Raw genomic sequence first — 20,036 nt, forward strand, 5'->3', positions numbered from 1 at the left:
CAGTCTTAGAGGTCTTCTTACTTTTCTGGTACTGTAATTTCGCCTTTAACGATTTTTTGCTTGAACTCATCTGCCAGCTTCAATACGTCTTCAGGCACATTTTTCTTCGAGGTTTCTGCCAGGCCTACACCGTCTTCAGCCAGACCGAGCCATACGATTTTTCCGCCTTCAAATTTGCCATCGATCACGTCTTTGGATACGCGGTAAACAGCTTCATCCACGCGTTTTACCATGGAAGTCAGCGTTACTTCATCACCAAATGTCAGGGACTGGTCTTTGTCTACACCAATTACCCAAACATTTTCGCCTTTGGATTTGCGGTCTTTTGCTTCGTTGAACACGCCATCGCCAGTTGCGCCGGAAGCGTGGAAAATGATGTCTACGCCTTGGCCGTACATTTGGGATGCAGTAGATTTACCGAGGTCAGGCTTGTCAAATGCACCCGTGTATACTTTTACTACTTCAACACTTGGATCAGCTGCTTTTACACCAGCTTCAAAGCCAACTTCAAAGCGCTTGATTACTGGGATTTCCATACCGCCCACGAAACCAACTTTTTTGCTCTTGGACATTTTCGCCGCTACGACACCAGCCAGGAAGGAACCTTCATGCTCTTTGAACAGAACGGATTCCACGTTTGGCGCGTCTACTTCTGCGTCGATGATAGCGAGCTTGCTGTCAGGGTTTTCAGTAGCTACTTTCTTCACGTGGTCACCGATAACGAAACCGATACCCCAAGTCAGATCCCACTTGTCTTTTACAAATTGAGTCAAGTTCGGGATGTAGTCAGCATCAGAGGTGGATTGCAGGTAGCTTACGTTGTCCTGCGGCAGGTTCAGGTCCTTCTGCAGTTTTTGCAGCCCTTCCCATGCACTTTGGTTAAAGGAGTTGTCGTTTACCCCGCCCACGTCGGTAACCATGCCGATGCGTGCAGTAGGCGCTGCTCCGCCTTGGGCTCCCCCTTCTGCTCCACCTTGGTTAGCACCACCTGGTTGTCCTTCTGGTTTGCTTCCACAGCCGGCCAAAACCAAAGACAGGCTAAGGGTTGCCACGGACAGGACAGAAAGTACCTTTTTCATGTCAGAATACCCCCTATTTTTAATGAGATGAAATTGTTGAGTGAGGTTTCCCTCACGTGTTACAACCGTCTGCGTACAACGTGAAAGTGAAATTTGTCGGCCCGAAAGTAATTGTGTGAATACAAGACAGGCCGTTCACTTTCGTCGTAGTGAATCTGTTTCAAGAGCAAGAGAGGCGTCGCCTTGTTGCACTGCAACAGGGGAGATACCTTTTCGCAATGTCCGAGCGGTTCCATATCGGCAATCGCATAAGCGATGCGGATCCCGGTCACGGACTCCAGCCACTTGAAAATAGATTCTCCACCCTCCGTATAGCCTCCAGGTACCAGATGGGCGGGTATGCGGTCAAAACAGTAGACCACCGGTTCCCCATCTGCCGTGCGAATCCGTTCTACCATGAGAACGCCCTCTCCCGGATTGAGAGAAAGCTTTTTCCGCTCTTCCTCCGCAGGTTCGCCGTAAGCCGTACGCAAAATGGTTGTGCCGGCAACATAGCCTTGGCGTTCGATTGCATCCGTCACACTAAAGAGTTCCCCAATTCCACCTGAAAAAACAGGTCGAGAATTAATAAAGGTCCCCACACCGTGTCTCCGAATGACAATCTTCTCTTCTTCAAGCAAGCGAAGAGCTTCCCGCAGCGTCGCTCGGCTCACACCCAATTGCTTGGAAAGGTCGGCTTCGGAAGGTAGACGTTCACCGGGTTTTAGCTTCCCGGAATCGATGTCGCTTTTGATCTTGTCCATTACCAAGAGACAAAGCGAACGGAAATTCCCCTTGATGCTCATCTTCCTCCACTCCTGCTTCCTCAGCTATTCGAATAGGTAGGACGTCAGACCTCTTGAAATCAAGAGAGGATAACAACAATTTCCTTCAATCCCGTAAAAATTGTACCCTAGGGGCGAATATCATGCAAGCCAATTTTTTTGACTAGATGACAGTTTTCTGACGATCGTCTCGTCTCTGCGCCCCGCAGGTACATTTATGAAAATCATGTTCATTTTAGGAAATGTTGCTCTCGGGAGTGGGCCTTGGCAAACGCACTTCTCTCGGCTTGCTTCCCTCGTAAGGCCCCACGACGCCTTGTGCCTCCATCATGTCAATCAAACGGGCCGCACGTGTATACCCAACCCGCAGTCTGCGCTGCAGAAGCGAAGCCGATGCCGTCTGGGCCTCTACTACGACTTGGACAGCCTGGTCGTACATATCATCGTCGACTACCGGCTGCGCGTCTTCTGTTGTCTCTTCCGGAATCATGTCTTCCTGGTAGCGTGCCTCTTGCTGTTCCTTGACAAACGTTACTACTTCCTCTACTTCCTTGTCAGAAACATAGGCCCCCTGTACACGGGTCGGCTTGGAAGCGCCCATCGGCAAATAGAGCATGTCTCCGCGTCCGAGGAGCTTCTCCGCACCGCCCATATCCAGAATGGTTCGGGAATCGGCCATGGATGATACGCCGAAGGCAATCCGGGAAGGGATATTCGCCTTGATCAATCCCGTGATGACATCTACTGACGGGCGCTGCGTAGCGATGATCAGATGGATCCCCGCCGCACGCGCCATCTGGGCGAGACGGCAAATCGCATCCTCCACCTCACCGGGCGCGACCATCATCAGGTCTGCCAGCTCGTCCACGATCACGACAATGTAAGGAAGTGGAGCCCCTTCTGCCTGCTGGTTGTACATCTCAATGTTGCGGCTGCCTGTCTTGGCGAACAGATTGTACCGCCGCTCCATCTCAGCCACGACTTTTTTCAGCGCAACCGAGGCTCTTCGCGGGTCAGTGACTACCGGTGCCAACAGATGCGGGATGCCGTTGTATACGTTTAGCTCGACCATTTTGGGATCGACCATCATCAGCTTTACTTCGTCCGGGCTTGCTTTGAATAAAATACTCATGATCAACCCGTTGATACATACAGACTTCCCGCTGCCCGTAGCGCCTGCGACGAGCAAATGCGGCATTTTCGTCAGGTCGGCAACGATCGGCTCGCCAGATATATCGCGCCCGAGGGCAACCGTCAATTTCGCGGAGGCATCCTGGTAAGAGGCCGATTCCAGCACCTCTCGAAGCGAGACAACCGCAACCTCGGAATTCGGGATTTCGATCCCGATCGCTGATTTTCCCGGAATAGGCGCTTCGATGCGAATGTCCTTGGCAGCGAGCGCCAGCGCCAAATCGTCTGTCAGACTGACAATCCTGCTCACCTTCACCCCGGTTGCAGGCTGCACTTCATAACGGGTAACGGCCGGACCGCGGTGAACCTCGGAGACGATCGCATTGACCCCGAAGCTTTTGAGCGTTTGCACCAATTTGTTCGCGTTGGACGTATGATCGACATCTTTGCCTGGAATGTACGCCTTTGGTCGGGTCAGCATCTGAATGCTGGGGAGCACATAAGGAACGCTCGGCTGCGCGCCTTCCTCCTCCAGCGTGCCAAAGATCTCTTCGTCCCCCTCAAGCGAAAAGGTAATCTCGCGCTCAACCGATGGTTTCGTGCGAGGAGTTGCAATCGCTTCCTCTTCCGCCTCGCTTCCCTGCTCGGTCACCAGCCTTTCCGCAAAATCGCGAATAAGCGGTGCGCTTGCATGCTGTGTCTGCTCTTCTCCGCCTGTTCCAGGCTGGCTGTCCCCGGAGGTGTCAGCATTGCCGGCATCAAAGGCTTGTGTTGCGTTCGACGCGGCTGCCATCTGCGCTTCCTTGGCTTTCTTCGCTTCGCGCTCTTCTTCAGCCAGTTGCTTTCGCTTTTCGCTTTCATTTTGCAGCATTTGAACAGAATCTTTGACCGAATCTTTCATCTTGGCATACAGCAGAGCGATTTTGTCTCTCGCAAAAATGGCGATGTCCACGTAAGACAGGTTGAACAAAAACATGATTCCGGCCAAAATCAAAAAGCCGATAATCAATCCGGTACCGATCGGCCCGACGAGACCATTGCATAGAGCGAAAAATACCGCCCCCACCATCCCGCCGCCGACTCCGGTCGTCGACACCTTCTGGCTGTGGTCAAGCCAGATCCGATCCCAGGTGACGCGGATGATGCTCTGATCGGAAAACGTTCCTCCAGCCGTTACCTGCTTGTACAAAAACATGTGATCCCAGGTCAAAACAGCGACAAGTATGAGCAGCAATCCAAAAACGCGCAACGACATCCGCGGCGGTTTTCGGGTAAACATCATATGTACGGCCAGCCCCATGATCAATAATGGGATGGTAAAATCCCACGACCCGGCCAAAAAGCGGAATAAAAAGGCGAGAATGTTCTTTCCAAGCCAGCCGCTTTCCAAAAGTCCGATGAGACAAAGCACGATCATGACCAGTCCCAGCAGCTCCAGTTTGACAACAGAGGCAACTGCCGTTTGCGACTGTCTTTTTGCTCTTCTACTCAGGTGGCATGCCTCCCTTCTTTCGTTTCCATCACTCATCTATCACTCAAAAAAAGTCCGGACGTATAAAAAGGCAGCCGTTTGTAGGTCGGCTGCTGTTTGTCCACATCTAGTATAACACAGGAAATTCATAGAAATACAGGTCTTATTGCCCGAAACCTTCCGGCCGAAAACGAATCACTTGACCGGGTGCAAACGCCGGGTTGAGATAGTCCTGCGGATTGGGACTGATCAGGCGAACCATCTTGCCCTCGTAAGGACCTGTTTGCTCAACCACCATAGTCGCCTCACCCATCGGGAGCTCACGCAGGACTTGTTTCTCTACCTGATCCATCCCTTCGAACACTACTTCCATCGGGACCACGGAATAGAAAATCACTGCAGCACCTTCTCTCCGTTCCGGGCTTTTTCGATCAGCTCGTTCAGCTTTTTCAAAGCCTTGCCGAGCCCTCCTACCTCGTCAATCAACCCGTACTTGACCGCATCTGCTCCGATGACATTGGTGCCGATATCCCGCGTCAATTCGCCTGTCCTCAGCATCAGCTCGCGGAACTGGTCCTCTGTGATCCTGGAGTGGCGGGCGATAAAGCTGACGACTCGATCCTGCATTTTATCCAGGTATTCAAAGGTTTGCGGGACACTGATCACAAGGCCGGTCAAGCGTATCGGGTGAATCGTCATGGTCGCCGTTTCTGCTATGAAGGAATAGTCGCCAGCGACGGCGATTGGCACGCCAATACTGTGTCCTCCTCCAAGGACCAGTGTAACGACCGGTTTCGAGAGAGAAGAGACCATCTCCGCGATCGCCAAGCCTGCCTCTACATCTCCCCCGACCGTATTCAAGATCACCATGACTCCCTCAATTTTGCTGTTTTGCTCTGCCGCAACCAGTTGCGGAATGATATGCTCGTATTTCGTCGTCTTGTTTTGCGGCGGCAGCTGGATGTGACCTTCCACCTGTCCGATGATCGTCAAACAATAAATATTGCTTTCCAGTTGAGGAACATTGGTTTGCCCCAACTGCGTGATGGAGTCGAGCAAACGCTTTTTCGGATCTTCTGCACCCGGAGGCTGGCCAGGCTGTTGCGGTTCTGTCGGCGCGGTTTGCGGGGCCTCCTGATTGCTCCCAAAAGGGGGGCGATTCAAATAATCGGGCCTTTGTCTGTTTTGCATGAATCCTCCTCCTTCGCTGTCTGTGATAGTATGGGTCGCAGGAGGAGAAAAGATGCAAGCTTTGGAAGACAATCCGTTTATTTACCGTTCGCCAGCTTTGTCAGCTTGGCGATTGTTTGGTTGTATTCCGCCTTGTTTTCCGGATTTTTTTCTTCCTTCAGTTTTGTGAGCAGCTGTTTGGCCAGCAGCTTCCGCTCATTTGGAAATTCTGCGTTGAACAGCTTCAAGTCATTGTCAACCAAATAGTTAACATACCAATAGAAATTCCCTTTGTAGACAGCCGGGACATCGAGCTTGCCAAGTCCCTCCATAAAGGAACGGTACCACTGCAGCTTCATCGCCTTTTTCTTGTCGGCAGCGATATCTGGAAGCTTGGAGACCTCATATAGGTTTCCAAGAGAGATGGCATAATCCTGGTAGTATCGTTCGTTCTCTGTGATCGTCTGATTATTGGTTTTGATCATTTCAATGATTCTGTCTCCCAGGGAAAAAGACAGACTGCCTTTCCCTGCTGTTCCAGGCATCGCTTTGTAAGTGTTGTAGATCGAAAGAACAGCCTGTAATCTTTCATCCAGCTTCGCTGTGTTGTCTTTTTGCAGATCATCTAAAAATTTCACTGTATATTTTTCGGTCCAGGCGTGTACAGTCTCAGGGTATGCTGATGCCAACGGCTTATGAAAATCTTTAAGGACATTCATCGTAAAAGCGTGCCCCCATTCAAAGCGGGCAAAATGTCCACCAGGGATATGGTCCCGGTACTTGTAAATGTCCTCCCGAAAACGGTCGAGAGCTTTCTCTACGCCTTCTGCATACTGGTAAGCAAAATTGATATCCCTGTCCTCCACCCACTCTTCTCGCAGGTCGTCCCAGAGGTGCAGATTGCTTGCGACGCGGACAGCCTCCTGCAGGATCTTCACTTCATTCGGAGAAACGTCCTGCATTGACCCGACACGTGCAAACATGTCGAGCACAATCCCCTTTATTTCCTCTCTCTGCTGAGAGTAGGGAGCGGAAACCTTTTGCTCCCAGACAAGCTGCAGTATTTTCGTTTGCTGCAGATACAGATCGTTCAACCGCCGCAAAAGATACAGTTGATCGGGTGAAAGCTCAGCACCGTTAGCCATGTCGGGATATGCGAAAAAATCGGGTCCAATCTGATGGGACCATCCCCTCGTCGTCCGGCATCCCATTGTGCACTCTTTGTTTCGTTCTTCGGCCAGCTGTTTTTGATCCGTTTCTTTCATTTTTTTGACGATGGCAGATTCGGCCCACACTTGGGATGAGGGTACCAGCAAGCAGGCTACAATCGCCAGAGGAATGATCTTCGTTTTCAATATGATCGCTCTCCTTTGCTTCTAAACACATATAAGGGAAGAACCTTCAAGAAATACGTGTAGCATGTAATGTGACGTTGTACGCTTCGTGATTGTTTCAATCCAGGACTGTCAGCAACTTGGGAATTACATCCCGGGCATGGGATTGGTTCATTTTACCGTGCTATTCCATTTTTTTCAAAATAAAAATAAGGAGAGCAGGGCAAAAGCCTTGGCAAGTAGTGCAGGGCCACTAATTTCGCTGCAGTAAAGAGGCTTTTCAAGAAAAATAAAACAAGCCGAAAACCCTTGTGCAAACAGGATTTTCGGCTCGGATGTCGCTTGTAAGAAAAAAGCATTTTTAAACTTCCATGATGATGGGCAAGATCATTGGACGACGGCGGGTTTGATCGTACAAGAAACGGCCCAAGGCTTCCTTGACGTTATTTTTCAAAGAAGACCATTCATTCACATTTTCTTCCATGCATTTTACAAGTGTTTGGGTGACGATGCGATTTGCCTCGTCCAACAGCTCTTCAGATTCCCGAACATAGACAAATCCGCGGGAAATGATGTCTGGACCGGACAAAATCGTACCATTTTGTTTGCTGAGTGTAACGACAACTACCAGAATTCCATCTTGTGACAGTAATTTGCGGTCCCGAAGAACAATATTTCCTACATCGCCGACACCAAGGCCGTCAATCAAGACATTGCCAGCGTTGACCTTTGGCCCAAACCGTGCTTTTCCCCCGGAGATTTCCACTGTGTCACCGTTGTCCAACAGGAAAATGTTCTCACTTGGAACTCCCACCTGTTCTGCCAACATGGCGTGCATTCTCAGCATGCGGAACTCGCCGTGAATCGGGATAAAGTACTTTGGCTTCATGAGATTCAACATCAGACGAAGCTCTTCTTGACTGCCGTGACCGGAAACGTGCACAGCGCCATTCGGACCGTGCCCGCCGTAAATCACCTCAGCGCCAATCCGGGACAATTGATCGATGGTGCGTGCTACGTATTTTTCATTGCCAGGAATAGGTGTAGCTGCGATTACTACTGTGTCCCCTGGAAGAATATCGATTTTCCGATGGGCGGATCGGGCCATACGAGTGAGCGCGGACATCGGCTCCCCTTGACTTCCAGTGGATAAAATGACTACTTGCTCGGCAGGAAGCTTGTTCACTTCATCCGTATCGATGAACAGACCTTCAGGCACGTTGAGGTACCCCAGATCCTTACTGATATGGATGACGTTTTGCATGCTCCTGCCCACGACAGCGATCTTGCGACGATATTCGGTCGCAGCATCGACTACCTGCTGAATCCGGTGAACGTTGGATGCAAAAGTGGAAACGATGATCCGTCCTTCCGCTTTGCTGAACACATCCTTGATCGCAACACCGACAGAACGCTCCGAGCCGGTAAAACCGGGCCGCTCGGCATTGGTGCTGTCCGACAGCAGACATAATACGCCACGGTCACCGATCATGGCCATCTTGGCCAAATCAGCCTGTTGATTGTTTACCGGTGTCTGATCAAATTTGAAGTCCCCCGTATGCACTACGTATCCTTCAGGGGTTTCCAGACAAACGCCTACGCTGTCCGGGATACTGTGGTTGACGCGGAAAAACGTCGCCTTCATGTTCCCGAAATCAACTTCCGAGTCGCTGTTAATTAAAATGCGCTTTGTATCGTTTAGAATACCCGCTTCTTTTAATTTTGCTTCAATCAGACCCAGCGTCAATTTTGTCGCATATACCGGTACCTTCAAACGTTTTAGCACATAGCTAAGTCCGCCGATGTGATCCTCGTGTCCGTGCGTAACAATAATACCGCGAACTTTGTCGCGATTTTCCTCCAGGTACGTAATGTCCGGGATTACCATATCAATTCCCAGCATTTCCTCCTCTGGGAATTTTAATCCGGCGTCGATGACCACAATTTCATCGTCGCATTGGACTACGTACATATTTTTCCCAATTTCGCCTACTCCGCCCAGGGCGAAAATGAGAACAGAGTGATTCGATTTTGCCAAAACGTGTAACCTCCTATATTTAGTTGTCTTTCACACTCAAATTAACCGCCCCAAATCACTTAGATTCATTATACCCGAATCGAAAAGTGGAACACAAGAAAAAACAACCACCCGGAAAAGTCATTTTCCAGAATAAAAAAGAGCACCTACCAGAATGAATTGGCGGGAATCTGACAGACTATAGGATAACTTGCCGAAAAGGAGGTGGCCCGCATGTCTGTGTGGCAGAGGCTAAAGTACAGGAAAGAGACTCAGAAGCTCTCTTCTCCCGAGGCCACGTCAGGCTCTTCCTTCGCTGACAATCGGCGGTTAACCGCCAATCTCGAAGAGACGCTCGCTTACATGAAGCAGACATTTGGAGACACCGACGACTTCAAGATTCGTCGGTTTGATGTGTTTGGCCGCTTTCCGGCAGCACTACTCTACTTGGAGCACCTTACGAATCAACGGGAAATGAAAGAAGACATCCTGCGTCCGCTCCTCCAAAAAAACGGTACGCAGGATGAAAACGGAATTGTTGATAAAGATGAATTGCTCACCATGATCACAAATGACATCCTGATCGGAGGGAACGTATCTACCCAACATGAGATTCGCTCCCTGGTCGAGCAGGTTTTGTCCGGTCAAGTCGTGATTATCATCGACGGATTCGATAGAGCAATCATTTCGGGTTCCAGCAAAGTCGAGCACCGTGCTATCAGTCAGCCCGAAACGGAGCAAGTGATCCGCGGTTCCCGGGAAGGCTTTATCGAAAGCCTTGGCGTGAATCTTGCCCTCCTGCGAAACCGGCTTCCTTCCGTGGATTTGCTCGTCAAAACCGTTCAGATCGGTCGAAGGACAAGACGAAAGTGGCAGTCTGTTATCTGCGGGATGTGTGCAATCCTGCACTCGCTAAAGAGGTGATAGACAGACTGCAGCGAATTGACATCGACGGCGTGATCGATTCCGGCTATTTGGAACAGTTCATCGAAGATCACCATTTTTCACCGTTCCCGCAAATACAAAATACGGAGCGCCCGGACAAATGTGTGGCCAACTTGCTGGAAGGCAGAGTGATTATTCTCGTCGACGGCTGCCCTTTTGCCTTGATAGCCCCAGCTGTGTTCAGCCAATTTTATCAATCTGTCGATGACTATTCCGAACGGTTCGTGCTATCCAGCTTTGTCCGGCTATCGCGCCTGGTAGCCCTTCTGTTTTCCTTAATTTTTCCATCTTTATATGTTTCTGTTATTTCTTTCAATCCCGAGTTGATCCCGACCGAGTTCGCCGTTGCTGTTGCCGGTGGTCGCGCAGGGGTCCCTTTTCCGTCCCTCGTAGAAGTGCTGATCATGGAAATCTCCATGGAAGTTTTGCGGGAAGCGACGATCAGGCTGCCTCAGCAGGTCGGAGGCGCACTGTCGATCGTCGGAGTGCTTGTGATCGGACAAGCTGCCGTATCAGCAGGGTTTGCCAGCCCGATTACCGTCGTTGTTATCGCTCTTACTACCATCGGGTCGTTTGCCACACCAGCATATGACATGGCTCTGGCCCTGCGACTTCTTCGTTTTCCGCTGATTATCCTGGGGGGAATCTTTGGGCTTTATGGGGTCATGGTTGGCTTGATTCTGATCGTAAACCACATGCTTTCTCTGCGGTCTTTTGGGATACCTTACATGAGTCCTCTCGTGCCTGGGCAATGGCAGGGAATGAAGGATACGGCAGTGCGTGGTCCCTTTTGGCTTTCCCGCAAGCGTCCTGAACTCTTGCACCCTCGTGATCCCAATCGGACAGGGACAAAATCCCAGGTAATCGAGCCCAGACCACATAATACGCTTGATCCGGTTTCTGTCGGAAATAGGAGGTGGGAGGATTCGGATGGAGACTCCACGTGAAATTACGTTTTTGCAGGCTGCAGCCGTGTTGATCAGCACCATCATCGGAGTCGGGGTTCTTTCCTTGCCGGTCATCGCCGTAAAAGCGGTAGATACCGGCGCCCCGCTCCTTACCTTTATCGGAACCATGATCGCCCTTTTTTCCTTGGGTATCCTGGCGGCGTTGGGGAAACGCTTTCCTCGCAAATCGATCATTCACTATAGCGAAGACATTCTCGGTGTCTGGATAGGCAGGATCGGGAGTGTCGCGATTATCTTCTTTTTTGCCGTCTTATCTGCTCTGACAGCCCGAGAATTCGGAGAAGTCGTGGTACTGCTGTGCTCAGAAATACTACATTGGAGGTCACTGTCATTGTCATGCTTGCCTTAGCGGCGATCTCTTGCCGAAACGACCTGAGCACATTCTCTTACATCCATCTCTTCTACCTGCCTTTTATTCTGGCTCCGGGACTATTAATTGTCGCTTTGTCGCTGCAAAACGCTGAGTTGATTAATTTGCAGCCCATCGCCCCGATTCACAAAGGCCAGTGGTTTTACGGCAGCTTGACCATTGCAGCCCTGTTTCAAGGTTCATTTATCGTTACCATGATAATTCCATCCATGCGCCATCCGGCGAAAACATCGATCGCCTGTGTGCTGGCGATTATCGTCTCAGGCGGTCTCTACCTCTTGATCGTGATTGCCAGCGTGGCGATCTTTGGAGCCGAGGAGACAAAGATGCTCATTTGGCCCACCCTTGAACTGGCCAGAATGACCTCTCTCCCGGCCAATGTCCTGGAGCGGTTGGATATTTTGTTTCTCGCTGTTTGGGTAACGGGTGTATTTACGACTCTGTTTTCCACCTACTACTTTACGATCCATTCGCTGAGCAATCTGCTTCGCCTCAGAGATCACAAGATGTTTTCGCTGTTTCTGTTGCCGGTCATCTTCGTGCTGGCCATGGTCCCGCAAAATGTTATGGATACCTACCGATTTATCCTTACAATCGGTCTGTGCGGCCTCATCATCACCATCGGTTACCCCGCAGTCCTGTTGATTATCGCGATTTTACGCAAGAAAAGGGAGGATCAACATGATCGGGAACACGCACAAAAAACACCTTAATATCGTTTTGATACTCGCTCTGCTCCTGCCTTTTCTGACAGGATGCTGGGACAGAACCGAGATCGAGACGAGAGCCAACATTCTCGGAATCGCCATTGACGTATCCGAAGATAACCAACAGATGCATGAATCCGAAGTAAACCATATGACCGGTATCTTCCCGGAGCCGAACAAAAAGCTGATCCAGATTACGGCACAAATTGCTGTACCGGGAAGAATTCCTCTCGGGCCGGAAAGCGGAAGCAACGGTTCGCAAAAGCCGGTCTGGCTCGTCAGCACCGTCGGTCATACATTGGATGACGCGATCCTGAACCTCCAGCAAGAAATTGCGGATCGACTTTTTTTCGGTCATTTGCGAGTCATTATCGTCAGCAATGAAGTTGCCCGCAAAGGTCTTGGCGATCTTAACGATTATTTGCGCCGAAATCCTGAAGTACGCCGTACTGCATGGATGATCATCTCCAATGGCAGAGCCTCAAAGGTCATGGAGAGCTCACCGCAACTGGAACGCATCCCTACGCTCTATCTTTCGGCCATGATGGAAAACGCCGTTTCTCTGGGCAAGTTTCCACGAGCGTTCCTCGGCCTATTTTGGAGCGCCTCTTCCAAATTGGGCCAAGAACCGTTTTTGCCAGTCGTTGAAGTAAAACGGCATGAAAACACCGAAATCTCGGGGATGGCATATTTTCAAGGAGATCGGATGGTCGGGGTTCTCCAGCCTTTAGAAATTGGGTTTTATATGGCAGTGATGGGAATCAAACAAGGAGGCTATTCCGCTTTTACTCCTGTCCCCGGCCAACCGGGAAGCGTATTGGTCCGCTCCCGCTCTCGCGACGCGCAAATTGACGCCGTACTGGATCATGGACAGCCAAAGATCAAGCTCTTTATCCACGTGGAAGCTGATATCGTTGAAAAGACAAAAAATACCCGGTCTTTGAATCAGCCAGGCCTGTTAAAAGACATCTCTGCCGAAGTATCGGACCGTGGCAAAAACACCATTAAAAATATTCTTGCCATGACCCAAAAGAACGGATCAGATATATTCGGCTTTGGAGAGCACGTTCGGGCCAAGCTCCCCGATTACTGGAATACCCACATCAAAACGAAAGAAAACTGGCGGAAGAAATTTAAGGAGTTGGATGTGGAGATCAACTTTACGACCACAATACGCCGCGTCGGAATGAGGCTGGGTTAGGAGGTCAATACATGAGTTTCTCCCTGCATCTCGGGTACATCTACTATGTAGTGTTTCTGGCGATAGCTACCGGCATATTCGTCCTTCTGATCGACTCCGAGACTTACCGGGCGGCAAACATGAAGAGAGAACGACGAGCCGCAAAGCTCCTCGGCTGGATCAACATCAGTCTGGGAGTGCTGGTTCTTTTCCTTCACTGGATGTTCAGTCCCTTGCTGGTCTGAGAACAGAAGCGAAACAGCAAAACGGGAGCCTTGGAGCGGCTCCCGTTTTTGGTTCGCTGTTTATCCCAACAGCGAATGGACAAACGCTTTTTCTTCTTCGGTCAAATCGACCAATGGCAACCGAACGCCACCGGTCTGTACTCCGAGCTTCTCCAGGGCCGCTTTGACCGGTCCTGGGCTGGGATAGGCAAACAAGCCTTCAAATACAGGCAGGAGTTTGCGATGAATAGCCGCTGCCTGTGCATGCTCTCCACGGAAAAACGCGGACATCATCTCGGACATTTGTGCACCTACCACGTGGCTGGCCACGCTGACGATGCCTACGCCCCCGATAGACAGTACCGGAAGTGTCAACCCGTCATCCCCGCTGTACAGCTCAAACCCTTCCGGCGCATGCTCAATGATGGATGCCATTTGAGACAGGTTGCCGGATGCTTCTTTCACGCAAACCACATTGGGCAGCTGCGCGAGCCGGAGAGTAGTCTCTGCTGTCATGTTTACACTCGTACGGCCGGGAACATTGTACAGCATGACTGGCAGCTTGGTAGACTCGGCAAGAGCCTTGAAGTGCTGATATATTCCTTCCTGGGAAGGACGGCTGTAATACGGAGTGACGAGCATGACTGCGTCAACGCCGATCTTTTCAACCTCTTTCGTAAACTCGATGCTCGCCGCCGTATTGTTGCTGCCTGTACCGGCAATAATATGGCATTTCCCTTTTGCATAGGACACGACATGCTTGAACAAATCCAGCTTTTCCCTGGCGGACAGCGTCGGCGACTCGCCCGTTGTCCCGCTTACTACTACCGCATCCGTCCCGGTGGCCAGCAAATGATCAATAAGACGCTCGGTTTGTTCATAATCGATTTCCAGTTGTTGATTGAAAGGAGTTACCATCGCGGTAACCAATCGGCCAAAACGTGCCACTGCCCCCAACTCCTCTGTCTATTCTCACATGTATAATGTCATAGCTGCTATAAGTGTCCGGTATGCAGTTGGAATTGATGGTGCAGGGCGCGAACGGCCCGTACCATGTCTTCCTCGTGCACCAGAACCCAAATGGTCGTATGGGAGTCAGCAGACTGCAGAATGGGAATGTCCTCGTGCGTCAAAGCTTCCACAATCTGAGCCATGACACCGGGAACGCCCGTCATCCCCGCACCGATTACAGAGACCTTTGCGCAATGCGGCAATAACTGAGGCTCGTATCCCATATCCGTCAAGATGCGGGAAGCCTTTTCTCCCATTTCATCATGGACCGTATACGCGACACCCAACGGATTCACGTTGATGAAGTCGACACTGATGTCATTCTTGGCCATCGCCTTGAATACCTGCAGCTGCGTATCGTAACGGCCATCCTTGTTGGCGACTTTGATTTGCGTAATATTCGGGACATGCGCGATCCCCATGACCAGCCGATCATGTACAGTGTACCCCATTCGACCAATCTCCAAAAGGTTGGTAACCAGTGTACCTGGATCATCCGAAAAAGTGGATCGGACACGAATGGGGACATTTGCCTGCATGGCAATCTCGACAGCACGCGGATGGATAACCTTCGCCCCCAGATGTGCCATGTTGCAGATTTCCGAATACGTAACCGTCGCCAGCGGCTGGGCCTCATCCACAATCCGTGGATCAGCCGTCATGATTCCGTTCACATCAGTGAAAATGTCTACCATTTCGGCATGGAGCGCGACGCCTAGAGCTGTTGCCGTCGTGTCGCTTCCTCCTCGGCCGAGCGTCGTAATTTCCCAATCCGGCGTCCGTCCCTGAAAACCGGGAACGATAACCACTTTCCCGGCTTCCAGCTCCTGCAAGATTCGCTTTGGTTCAATCGTCTCGATCTGCGCATTAGTAAAATCATCGCTGGTGACAATATTCGCCTGCCCGCCTGTCAAAATCGTCGCGTGTATTCCCTCGGCATTCAGCATGCTGCACATGACCGTTGCCGAGATGATTTCACCCGTGTGCATCAACAGATCCGTCTCTCTTTTGGGCAAACCGTTCCCGTTGCTGCGAATGAGCTGCAGCAATGTGTCAGTCGCGTAGGGATCGCCCTTGCGCCCCATCGCTGACACGACAACGACGAGGGCATAGCCTTCGTCGATTGCTCTTTTTATATGCGTAATAGCCCTGATCCGGCAATCTTCTGTTGTCAGTGAAGATCCACCGAATTTCTGGACGAGAATTTTCACAAACCTCTCCCCTATGCTCGTGCTTTGATGAGTTCTTCAGCGATTTGTACTGTATTCCAAGCAGCACCCTTGAGCAGGTTGTCGGACACAATCCACATGTGCAGTCCTCTTGGATGATGAAGGTCGCGGCGTACGCGTCCTACAAACACATCCAGTTTGCCTGCCGCATCCGTAGCCAAAGGATAGCGCTGCTCTTCCGGTACATCGGTCAATACGACGCCGGGAGCTTTTTCCAGCAGCGATTTTACTTCTGCCAGATCGTACTCCTCTTTCAGCTCTACATAGACAGCTTCGCTGTGTCCATATACAACCGGGATGCGAACGCAGGTAGCAGATACGAGCACATTGTCGTCCCCGAAGATTTTCTTTGTCTCGTTCACCATTTTCATTTCTTCATACGTAAATCCGTTTTCCGTAAACACGTCGATTTGCGGAATAGCGTTGAACGCGATCTGATGATGAACAGGCAGTTTCCCTACCGGAAGCACCTTGCACTCCGGTTCTTTGCCATCCAAAACGTCACGGGACTGCGTCAACAGCTCTTGAATGGCAGACGCGCCCGCTCCGGAGACTGCCTGATAAGTAGAGACGATGATCCGATCTATTCCATAGCGATCATAAAGGGGTTTCAAAGCGGCTACCATTTGAATTGTCGAGCAATTCGGGTTGGCAATGATCCCCTTGTGGGCAAGAGCGGCATCCATGTTCACTTCCGGAACGACCAGCGGGACTTCCGGGTCCATCCGGTAAGCGCTTGTGTTGTCGATTACGACTGCGCCGTGGCGCACAGCGTGAGGAGCCAGCTCTTTGCTGATCGCTCCGCCTGCGCTGAACAGGGCATAATCAACTCCAGCAAAGCTGTCCGGTGTCGCTTCTTCCAGAACGATCTCTTGTCCCTTGAACATGACCGTTTTGCCTGCCGAACGGCTGGAAGCAAGCAGCTTCAACTGCTTAATTGGGAAATTCCGCTCTTCTAAAATTTTGATCATCTGCTGCCCGACTGCGCCGGTTGCACCGACCACAGCAACGTTGTAGGTCAGTTGGTTCGCCATCTTCTACTCTCCTCCTAATCGCGCTCAAACAGTACTGGTTTTAGTATTGGTATCTTTCTATCAACAAGGGTTGCAATTGTCGGCCTTCTAACGCAGCCTCACACGTTTCCAAAATAAGTTCCATACGAGCTACCAGCGAGGTAGGTTTTTTGTCAGGAGCATCCTGTCCGAAAGGCACAAAATAGACGTTTTTCGCCGCCAGAAGCTTTGCAATATTGGCTGCGTTCAAACCCAATCCGTCATTGGTCGAGATCGCTATTACAACTGGCCGCAAGTTTCGCATCGTAGCCTTGGCTGCCATAAGCACGGGGCTGTCCGTGATGGCATTTGCCAGGCGGCTGGTCGTGTTGCCCGTGCATGGAGCAATCACCATTACATCCAACAGCTTGGATGGTCCGAGCGGCTCCGCCTCCGGGATCGTTGTGATCAGCTTTTCCCCGGTTATGTCCACAAGCTGCTTTTGCCAGCTCTCGGATGTGCCGAAACGGGTGTCAGTGGTAAGGAGCGTATTCGTAACAATGGGAACGACACGGGCGCCCGCGTCCACAAGCCGCTTGATTTGCGGCATGGTTTCCTCAAACGTGCAGTGTGAGCCAGACAGTCCAAAACCGATCGTCTTTCCCTGAAGTTTACCCATGCTGATTCCCCCTGGTGATCGTTTGCTCCCCGATAAGACGCGACAAGGTTTGGGCTAAAATCTGTCCGGCTGTTTTGGGTGCGACGATACCGGGTAATCCGGGTGCAAGCAAAGCCTTGATTCCCCGTCTTTCGGCATAGCGAAAATCAGTCCCCCCCGGTTTGGAAGCGAGGTCAAGAATAAATGCCGTTTGCGGCATTTGGGCGATGATTTCCGCTGTCAGTACAAGCTTCGGGATCGTATTGAAAATAAAATCGGCATTGTTCACCTGCTGTTTCAATTCGCTCATATGAAAGGGCGTCAGCCCCATTTCAAAAATACGTGCTATGTGTTCCTGACGTCTTGCCCCTACACGAACTCTGGCTCCCAGCGAATGCAGCGCACGCGCCATGGACATGCCTGTCCGTCCCAAACCAAGCACGATGGACTGCGAACCGTGTATCGTGATGTCTGTATGCTGGATGGCCATCATCAAGGCTCCCTCTACGGTCGGGATCGAATTGTAAATGGCCACATCATCACGATCCAGAAGTTCCACCAGCTCAATTTGCTGGGCGGCAAGCAGTTGCTTCAAATATGTCTTTGCCATACCCGTGTAGACAATGCAGTGCTTTTGAAGACTCGCTACATGCTCATCCAATAGCTGCAGCGGCTTAGAGCAGAATATGCTTTCCACATAGCCGTTGTCATCCGACCCGACGATGGGAAGAATCAAGGCGTCAACGTCTTTCAACACATCGCATGTTAATGGTCTTTTGGTTGCCCCGGTGAAGATGCTTTCCAGGTTGTCAAAGCCAATCAGCGTGACACTGGCATCCAGTTGAATGCAACGCTTGATCACTTCCAACTGGCGTGCGTCGCCGCCGATAAAGGCAACGTGTTTGCCCGTTAGCATGCTGCGTTCCCCTTTCCACACATTTTACTGCATTAAACGATCGAAACGCAAAGGTTTTTCCGTGTGAAAAAGATAACGGAAAGCGTTACGTCTACCCCATCCTATTCGGCCGTATCCGGTTCGGTGACTAAAGCGCCTATTTTTCCAAAGCTTGTGACTGATTTTTATTTACCTGAATAATCACCATATCCGGCCCGATTTTGACGATGGCGTCCCAGGGAATGACCATGTCGTCGCGCTTCTTTCCGAAACCAAAAAAGCTTCCACCCGGTACGATAATCGCGTGGATGCTTCCTGTCTCGGTATTGATCTCCAGGTCAGAGTCGCCGATCACGCCCAATCGCTCCCCATTGTCCAACCCGATGATTTCCTTGCCGCTCATCTCGCTTAAACGCATGCACTCCATCCCCCTTATTTTGAACCGCCTCTCAAGCCAGTTCTATGAAGTGGCCGCTTCCTTTACGGACCCGCCATTCCGGGGCTCGTCAAGGTTATTCGTTTCTACTTTTATACGAAAAAAAATCCGGTCTATGCCGGATTTTTTCACAGGAGAATATCGCTTCTAACGTTGTCGGGGAAACCGTCCAATGGACTTACCATGGCCATGGCCAGCTTGGAGCGGAACAGCTGTCTAGCGACTGAAAGGACGGACTCATGCGAAACACGGTCGATCTTCGCGACAATCTCATCCAGACTGAGATGACGCCCGAGCAGCAATTCGTTTTTGCCGAGGCGGCTCATCCGGCTGTTTGTGCTTTCCAGGCTGAGCATCAAGCTGCCCTTCAACTGCTCCTTGCCCTTTTTCAGTTCTTTCTCGGTAATTCCATGTTCGGTAACATCGCGAAGCACATTGGCGACAATATCGAAAACCTGCCCAACCTGCTCCGGTGCGGTTCCCGTATAAATGGTGAATGTACCTGCCTCTTTGAAAGATGAATGATACGAGTACACCGAGTAAGCCAGGCCGCGTTCCTCACGAATTTCTTGAAACAGCCTGGAGCTCATGCTGCCGCCGAGCACGTTATTCAACAAGATCAGTGAATAGGTATCCTCATGGCCTACCTGAAAGCCTGGCAGGGAAATGCACAAATGTGCCTGTTCCGTTGCTTTATGGTGGGCAATCGAGCGTCCCTGGAACTCCGGCGTCCGTACCTCTTTCATCCTTGCATTTCGCTGCAGGGAAGAAAATCTGCGCTTGATATCCTCAATCAATGCTTCGTCAAAATTTCCGGCCACCGTCACGACGGTATTGGAAGGGAGGTAATGACCATCAATGTAATCGAGCAAATTCTCTCTTTTCAAAGAGCGCAGCACATCTTCCGTCCCGAGAATCGAATATCCTAGCGAATGGTCCCCGTAGCTTGCCCTTGCAATCAAATCGTGGACCAGATCGTCTGGAGTATCCTCGTACATGCTGATTTCCTCGATGACCACATTTTTTTCCTTCTCCAGCTCTTCTGGATCAAATACGGAGTTAAAATACATATCCGTCAATACATCCAGGGCGATCGGCGCATGCTGATCGAGGATGCGCGCATAGTAACACGTGTACTCCTTGGAGGTGAAGGCGTTTACATTCCCTCCGATTTCATCAAACGTTTCCGCAATTTCCTTTGCTGAACGGTTCGTCGTTCCTTTGAAGAACATATGTTCAAGAAAATGCGAGATTCCGTTATCCCGTTCCGTCTCAAACTTGGAACCGGTTCCGACCCATACACCCAAAGCCACTGAACGTACGGATGGGATTTTCTCCGTAATGATGCGGAGCCCGTTCTCACATGTATATCGTTGTATCACATAAACCCTCCTCGGTTGCTATTCCATCCTTTGCTCGTTTGATTGCTTGCAAACAAGTTTTACTATAACAAAA

Annotated in this window: 16 protein-coding genes and 2 pseudogenes; 4 read left to right on the top strand and 14 right to left on the bottom strand. The window is 50.7% G+C overall.

Annotated elements, in window-relative coordinates; genetic code table 11:
* Nucleotides 1-17 precede the first annotated feature (17 nt).
* From NSQ24_RS15465 to NSQ24_RS15495, 7 genes are all read right to left on the bottom strand, one after another.
* On the bottom strand, nt 18-1,079 hold the full coding sequence (locus NSQ24_RS15465; RefSeq protein ID WP_003385809.1) for a BMP family ABC transporter substrate-binding protein: 1,062 nt from the start codon (nt 1,077-1,079) through the stop codon (nt 18-20).
* A 59-nt stretch (nt 1,080-1,138) separates the two neighbouring features.
* On the bottom strand, nt 1,139-1,864 hold the full coding sequence (locus NSQ24_RS15470; RefSeq protein ID WP_003385811.1) for a GntR family transcriptional regulator: 726 nt from the start codon (nt 1,862-1,864) through the stop codon (nt 1,139-1,141).
* A 214-nt stretch (nt 1,865-2,078) separates the two neighbouring features.
* Nucleotides 2,079-4,502, bottom strand: a complete 2,424-nt coding sequence (locus NSQ24_RS15475; RefSeq protein WP_338463433.1) for a DNA translocase FtsK — start codon at nt 4,500-4,502, stop codon at nt 2,079-2,081.
* Nucleotides 4,503-4,608: 106 nt separating this feature from the next.
* A complete protein-coding gene (locus NSQ24_RS15480; protein WP_003385816.1) occupies nt 4,609-4,842 on the bottom strand; it encodes a YlzJ-like family protein in 234 nt (77 codons plus the stop codon).
* Entirely contained in the window at nt 4,839-5,636 is a 798-nt protein-coding gene (locus tag NSQ24_RS15485; RefSeq protein ID WP_003385817.1) for a ClpP family protease, read from the bottom strand. Before NSQ24_RS15485 ends, NSQ24_RS15480 begins: the two co-directional genes overlap by 4 nt.
* Nucleotides 5,637-5,713: 77 nt before the next feature.
* A complete protein-coding gene (locus tag NSQ24_RS15490; protein ID WP_327925690.1) occupies nt 5,714-6,970 on the bottom strand; it encodes a hypothetical protein in 1,257 nt (418 codons plus the stop codon).
* Nucleotides 6,971-7,310: 340 nt separating this feature from the next.
* Nucleotides 7,311-8,987: a ribonuclease J gene (locus NSQ24_RS15495; protein ID WP_024983824.1), complete on the bottom strand. Its 1,677-nt coding sequence runs from the start codon at nt 8,985-8,987 to the stop codon at nt 7,311-7,313.
* Between the two features lie 213 nt (nt 8,988-9,200).
* On the opposite strand from NSQ24_RS15495, the pseudogene NSQ24_RS15500 reads away from it, so the two are divergent.
* The 4 genes and pseudogenes from NSQ24_RS15500 (at nt 9,201) to NSQ24_RS15515 (ending at nt 13,381) form a co-directional block, all read left to right on the top strand.
* Nucleotides 9,201-10,858, top strand: a pseudogene (locus tag NSQ24_RS15500) (spore germination protein).
* Nucleotides 10,842-11,962: pseudogene (locus NSQ24_RS15505) on the top strand (endospore germination permease). The pseudogenes NSQ24_RS15500 and NSQ24_RS15505 overlap by 17 nt, the downstream one beginning before the upstream one ends.
* Nucleotides 11,931-13,157, top strand: a complete 1,227-nt coding sequence (locus NSQ24_RS15510; protein WP_003385822.1) for a Ger(x)C family spore germination protein — start codon at nt 11,931-11,933, stop codon at nt 13,155-13,157. The pseudogene NSQ24_RS15505 and the gene NSQ24_RS15510 overlap by 32 nt, the downstream one beginning before the upstream one ends.
* 11 nt (nt 13,158-13,168) lie before the next feature.
* Nucleotides 13,169-13,381: a CLC_0170 family protein gene (locus NSQ24_RS15515; protein ID WP_003385823.1), complete on the top strand. Its 213-nt coding sequence runs from the start codon at nt 13,169-13,171 to the stop codon at nt 13,379-13,381.
* Between the two features lie 60 nt (nt 13,382-13,441).
* Here the strand turns inward: NSQ24_RS15515 and dapA are convergent, their stop codons facing one another.
* The 7 genes from dapA to NSQ24_RS15550 all read right to left on the bottom strand — a co-directional run bounded on the left by dapA (nt 13,442) and on the right by NSQ24_RS15550 (nt 19,963).
* Entirely contained in the window at nt 13,442-14,308 is an 867-nt protein-coding gene (dapA, locus tag NSQ24_RS15520) for a 4-hydroxy-tetrahydrodipicolinate synthase (RefSeq protein WP_003385825.1), read from the bottom strand.
* Nucleotides 14,309-14,355: 47 nt separating this feature from the next.
* A complete protein-coding gene (dapG, locus tag NSQ24_RS15525; RefSeq protein WP_003385826.1) occupies nt 14,356-15,582 on the bottom strand; it encodes an aspartate kinase in 1,227 nt (408 codons plus the stop codon).
* An 11-nt stretch (nt 15,583-15,593) separates the two neighbouring features.
* Nucleotides 15,594-16,634, bottom strand: coding sequence for an aspartate-semialdehyde dehydrogenase (locus NSQ24_RS15530; RefSeq protein WP_339166168.1), 1,041 nt, complete (start codon nt 16,632-16,634; stop codon nt 15,594-15,596).
* Between the two features lie 40 nt (nt 16,635-16,674).
* Entirely contained in the window at nt 16,675-17,271 is a 597-nt protein-coding gene (locus NSQ24_RS15535) for a dipicolinate synthase subunit B (protein WP_003385828.1), read from the bottom strand.
* Complete coding sequence (gene dpsA, locus NSQ24_RS15540; protein WP_024983827.1) at nt 17,264-18,166, bottom strand: dipicolinate synthase subunit DpsA; 903 nt, start codon at nt 18,164-18,166, stop codon at nt 17,264-17,266. The genes NSQ24_RS15535 and dpsA overlap by 8 nt, the downstream gene beginning before the upstream one ends.
* Nucleotides 18,167-18,302: 136 nt before the next feature.
* The gene (locus tag NSQ24_RS15545; RefSeq protein ID WP_003385830.1) at nt 18,303-18,563 is read right to left on the bottom strand and encodes a YlmC/YmxH family sporulation protein; all 261 of its coding nucleotides are present in this window, start codon (nt 18,561-18,563) and stop codon (nt 18,303-18,305) included.
* A gap of 146 nt (nt 18,564-18,709) precedes the next feature.
* Complete coding sequence (locus NSQ24_RS15550) at nt 18,710-19,963, bottom strand: pitrilysin family protein (RefSeq protein WP_251255738.1); 1,254 nt, start codon at nt 19,961-19,963, stop codon at nt 18,710-18,712.
* Nucleotides 19,964-20,036: the final 73 nt, after the last annotated feature.

Origin of the sequence: Brevibacillus sp. FSL L8-0520 (genome assembly GCF_037963895.1) — a bacterium.
GTDB classification, from domain to species: domain Bacteria; phylum Bacillota; class Bacilli; order Brevibacillales; family Brevibacillaceae; genus Brevibacillus; species Brevibacillus borstelensis.

Coding starts and splice junctions, on each gene's coding strand:
- NSQ24_RS15485 (WP_003385817.1), bottom strand. CDS start 5,636: ATGCAAAACAGACAAAGGCCCGATTATTTGAATCGCCCCCCTTTTGGG.
- NSQ24_RS15535 (WP_003385828.1), bottom strand. CDS start 17,271: ATGGGTAAACTTCAGGGAAAGACGATCGGTTTTGGACTGTCTGGCTCA.
- NSQ24_RS15530 (WP_339166168.1), bottom strand. CDS start 16,634: ATGGCGAACCAACTGACCTACAACGTTGCTGTGGTCGGTGCAACCGGC.
- NSQ24_RS15465 (WP_003385809.1), bottom strand. CDS start 1,079: ATGAAAAAGGTACTTTCTGTCCTGTCCGTGGCAACCCTTAGCCTGTCT.
- NSQ24_RS15545 (WP_003385830.1), bottom strand. CDS start 18,563: ATGCGTTTAAGCGAGATGAGCGGCAAGGAAATCATCGGGTTGGACAAT.
- NSQ24_RS15470 (WP_003385811.1), bottom strand. CDS start 1,864: ATGAGCATCAAGGGGAATTTCCGTTCGCTTTGTCTCTTGGTAATGGAC.
- NSQ24_RS15515 (WP_003385823.1), top strand. CDS start 13,169: ATGAGTTTCTCCCTGCATCTCGGGTACATCTACTATGTAGTGTTTCTG.
- dpsA (WP_024983827.1), bottom strand. CDS start 18,166: ATGCTAACGGGCAAACACGTTGCCTTTATCGGCGGCGACGCACGCCAG.
- NSQ24_RS15510 (WP_003385822.1), top strand. CDS start 11,931: ATGATCGGGAACACGCACAAAAAACACCTTAATATCGTTTTGATACTC.
- NSQ24_RS15475 (WP_338463433.1), bottom strand. CDS start 4,502: ATGAGTGATGGAAACGAAAGAAGGGAGGCATGCCACCTGAGTAGAAGA.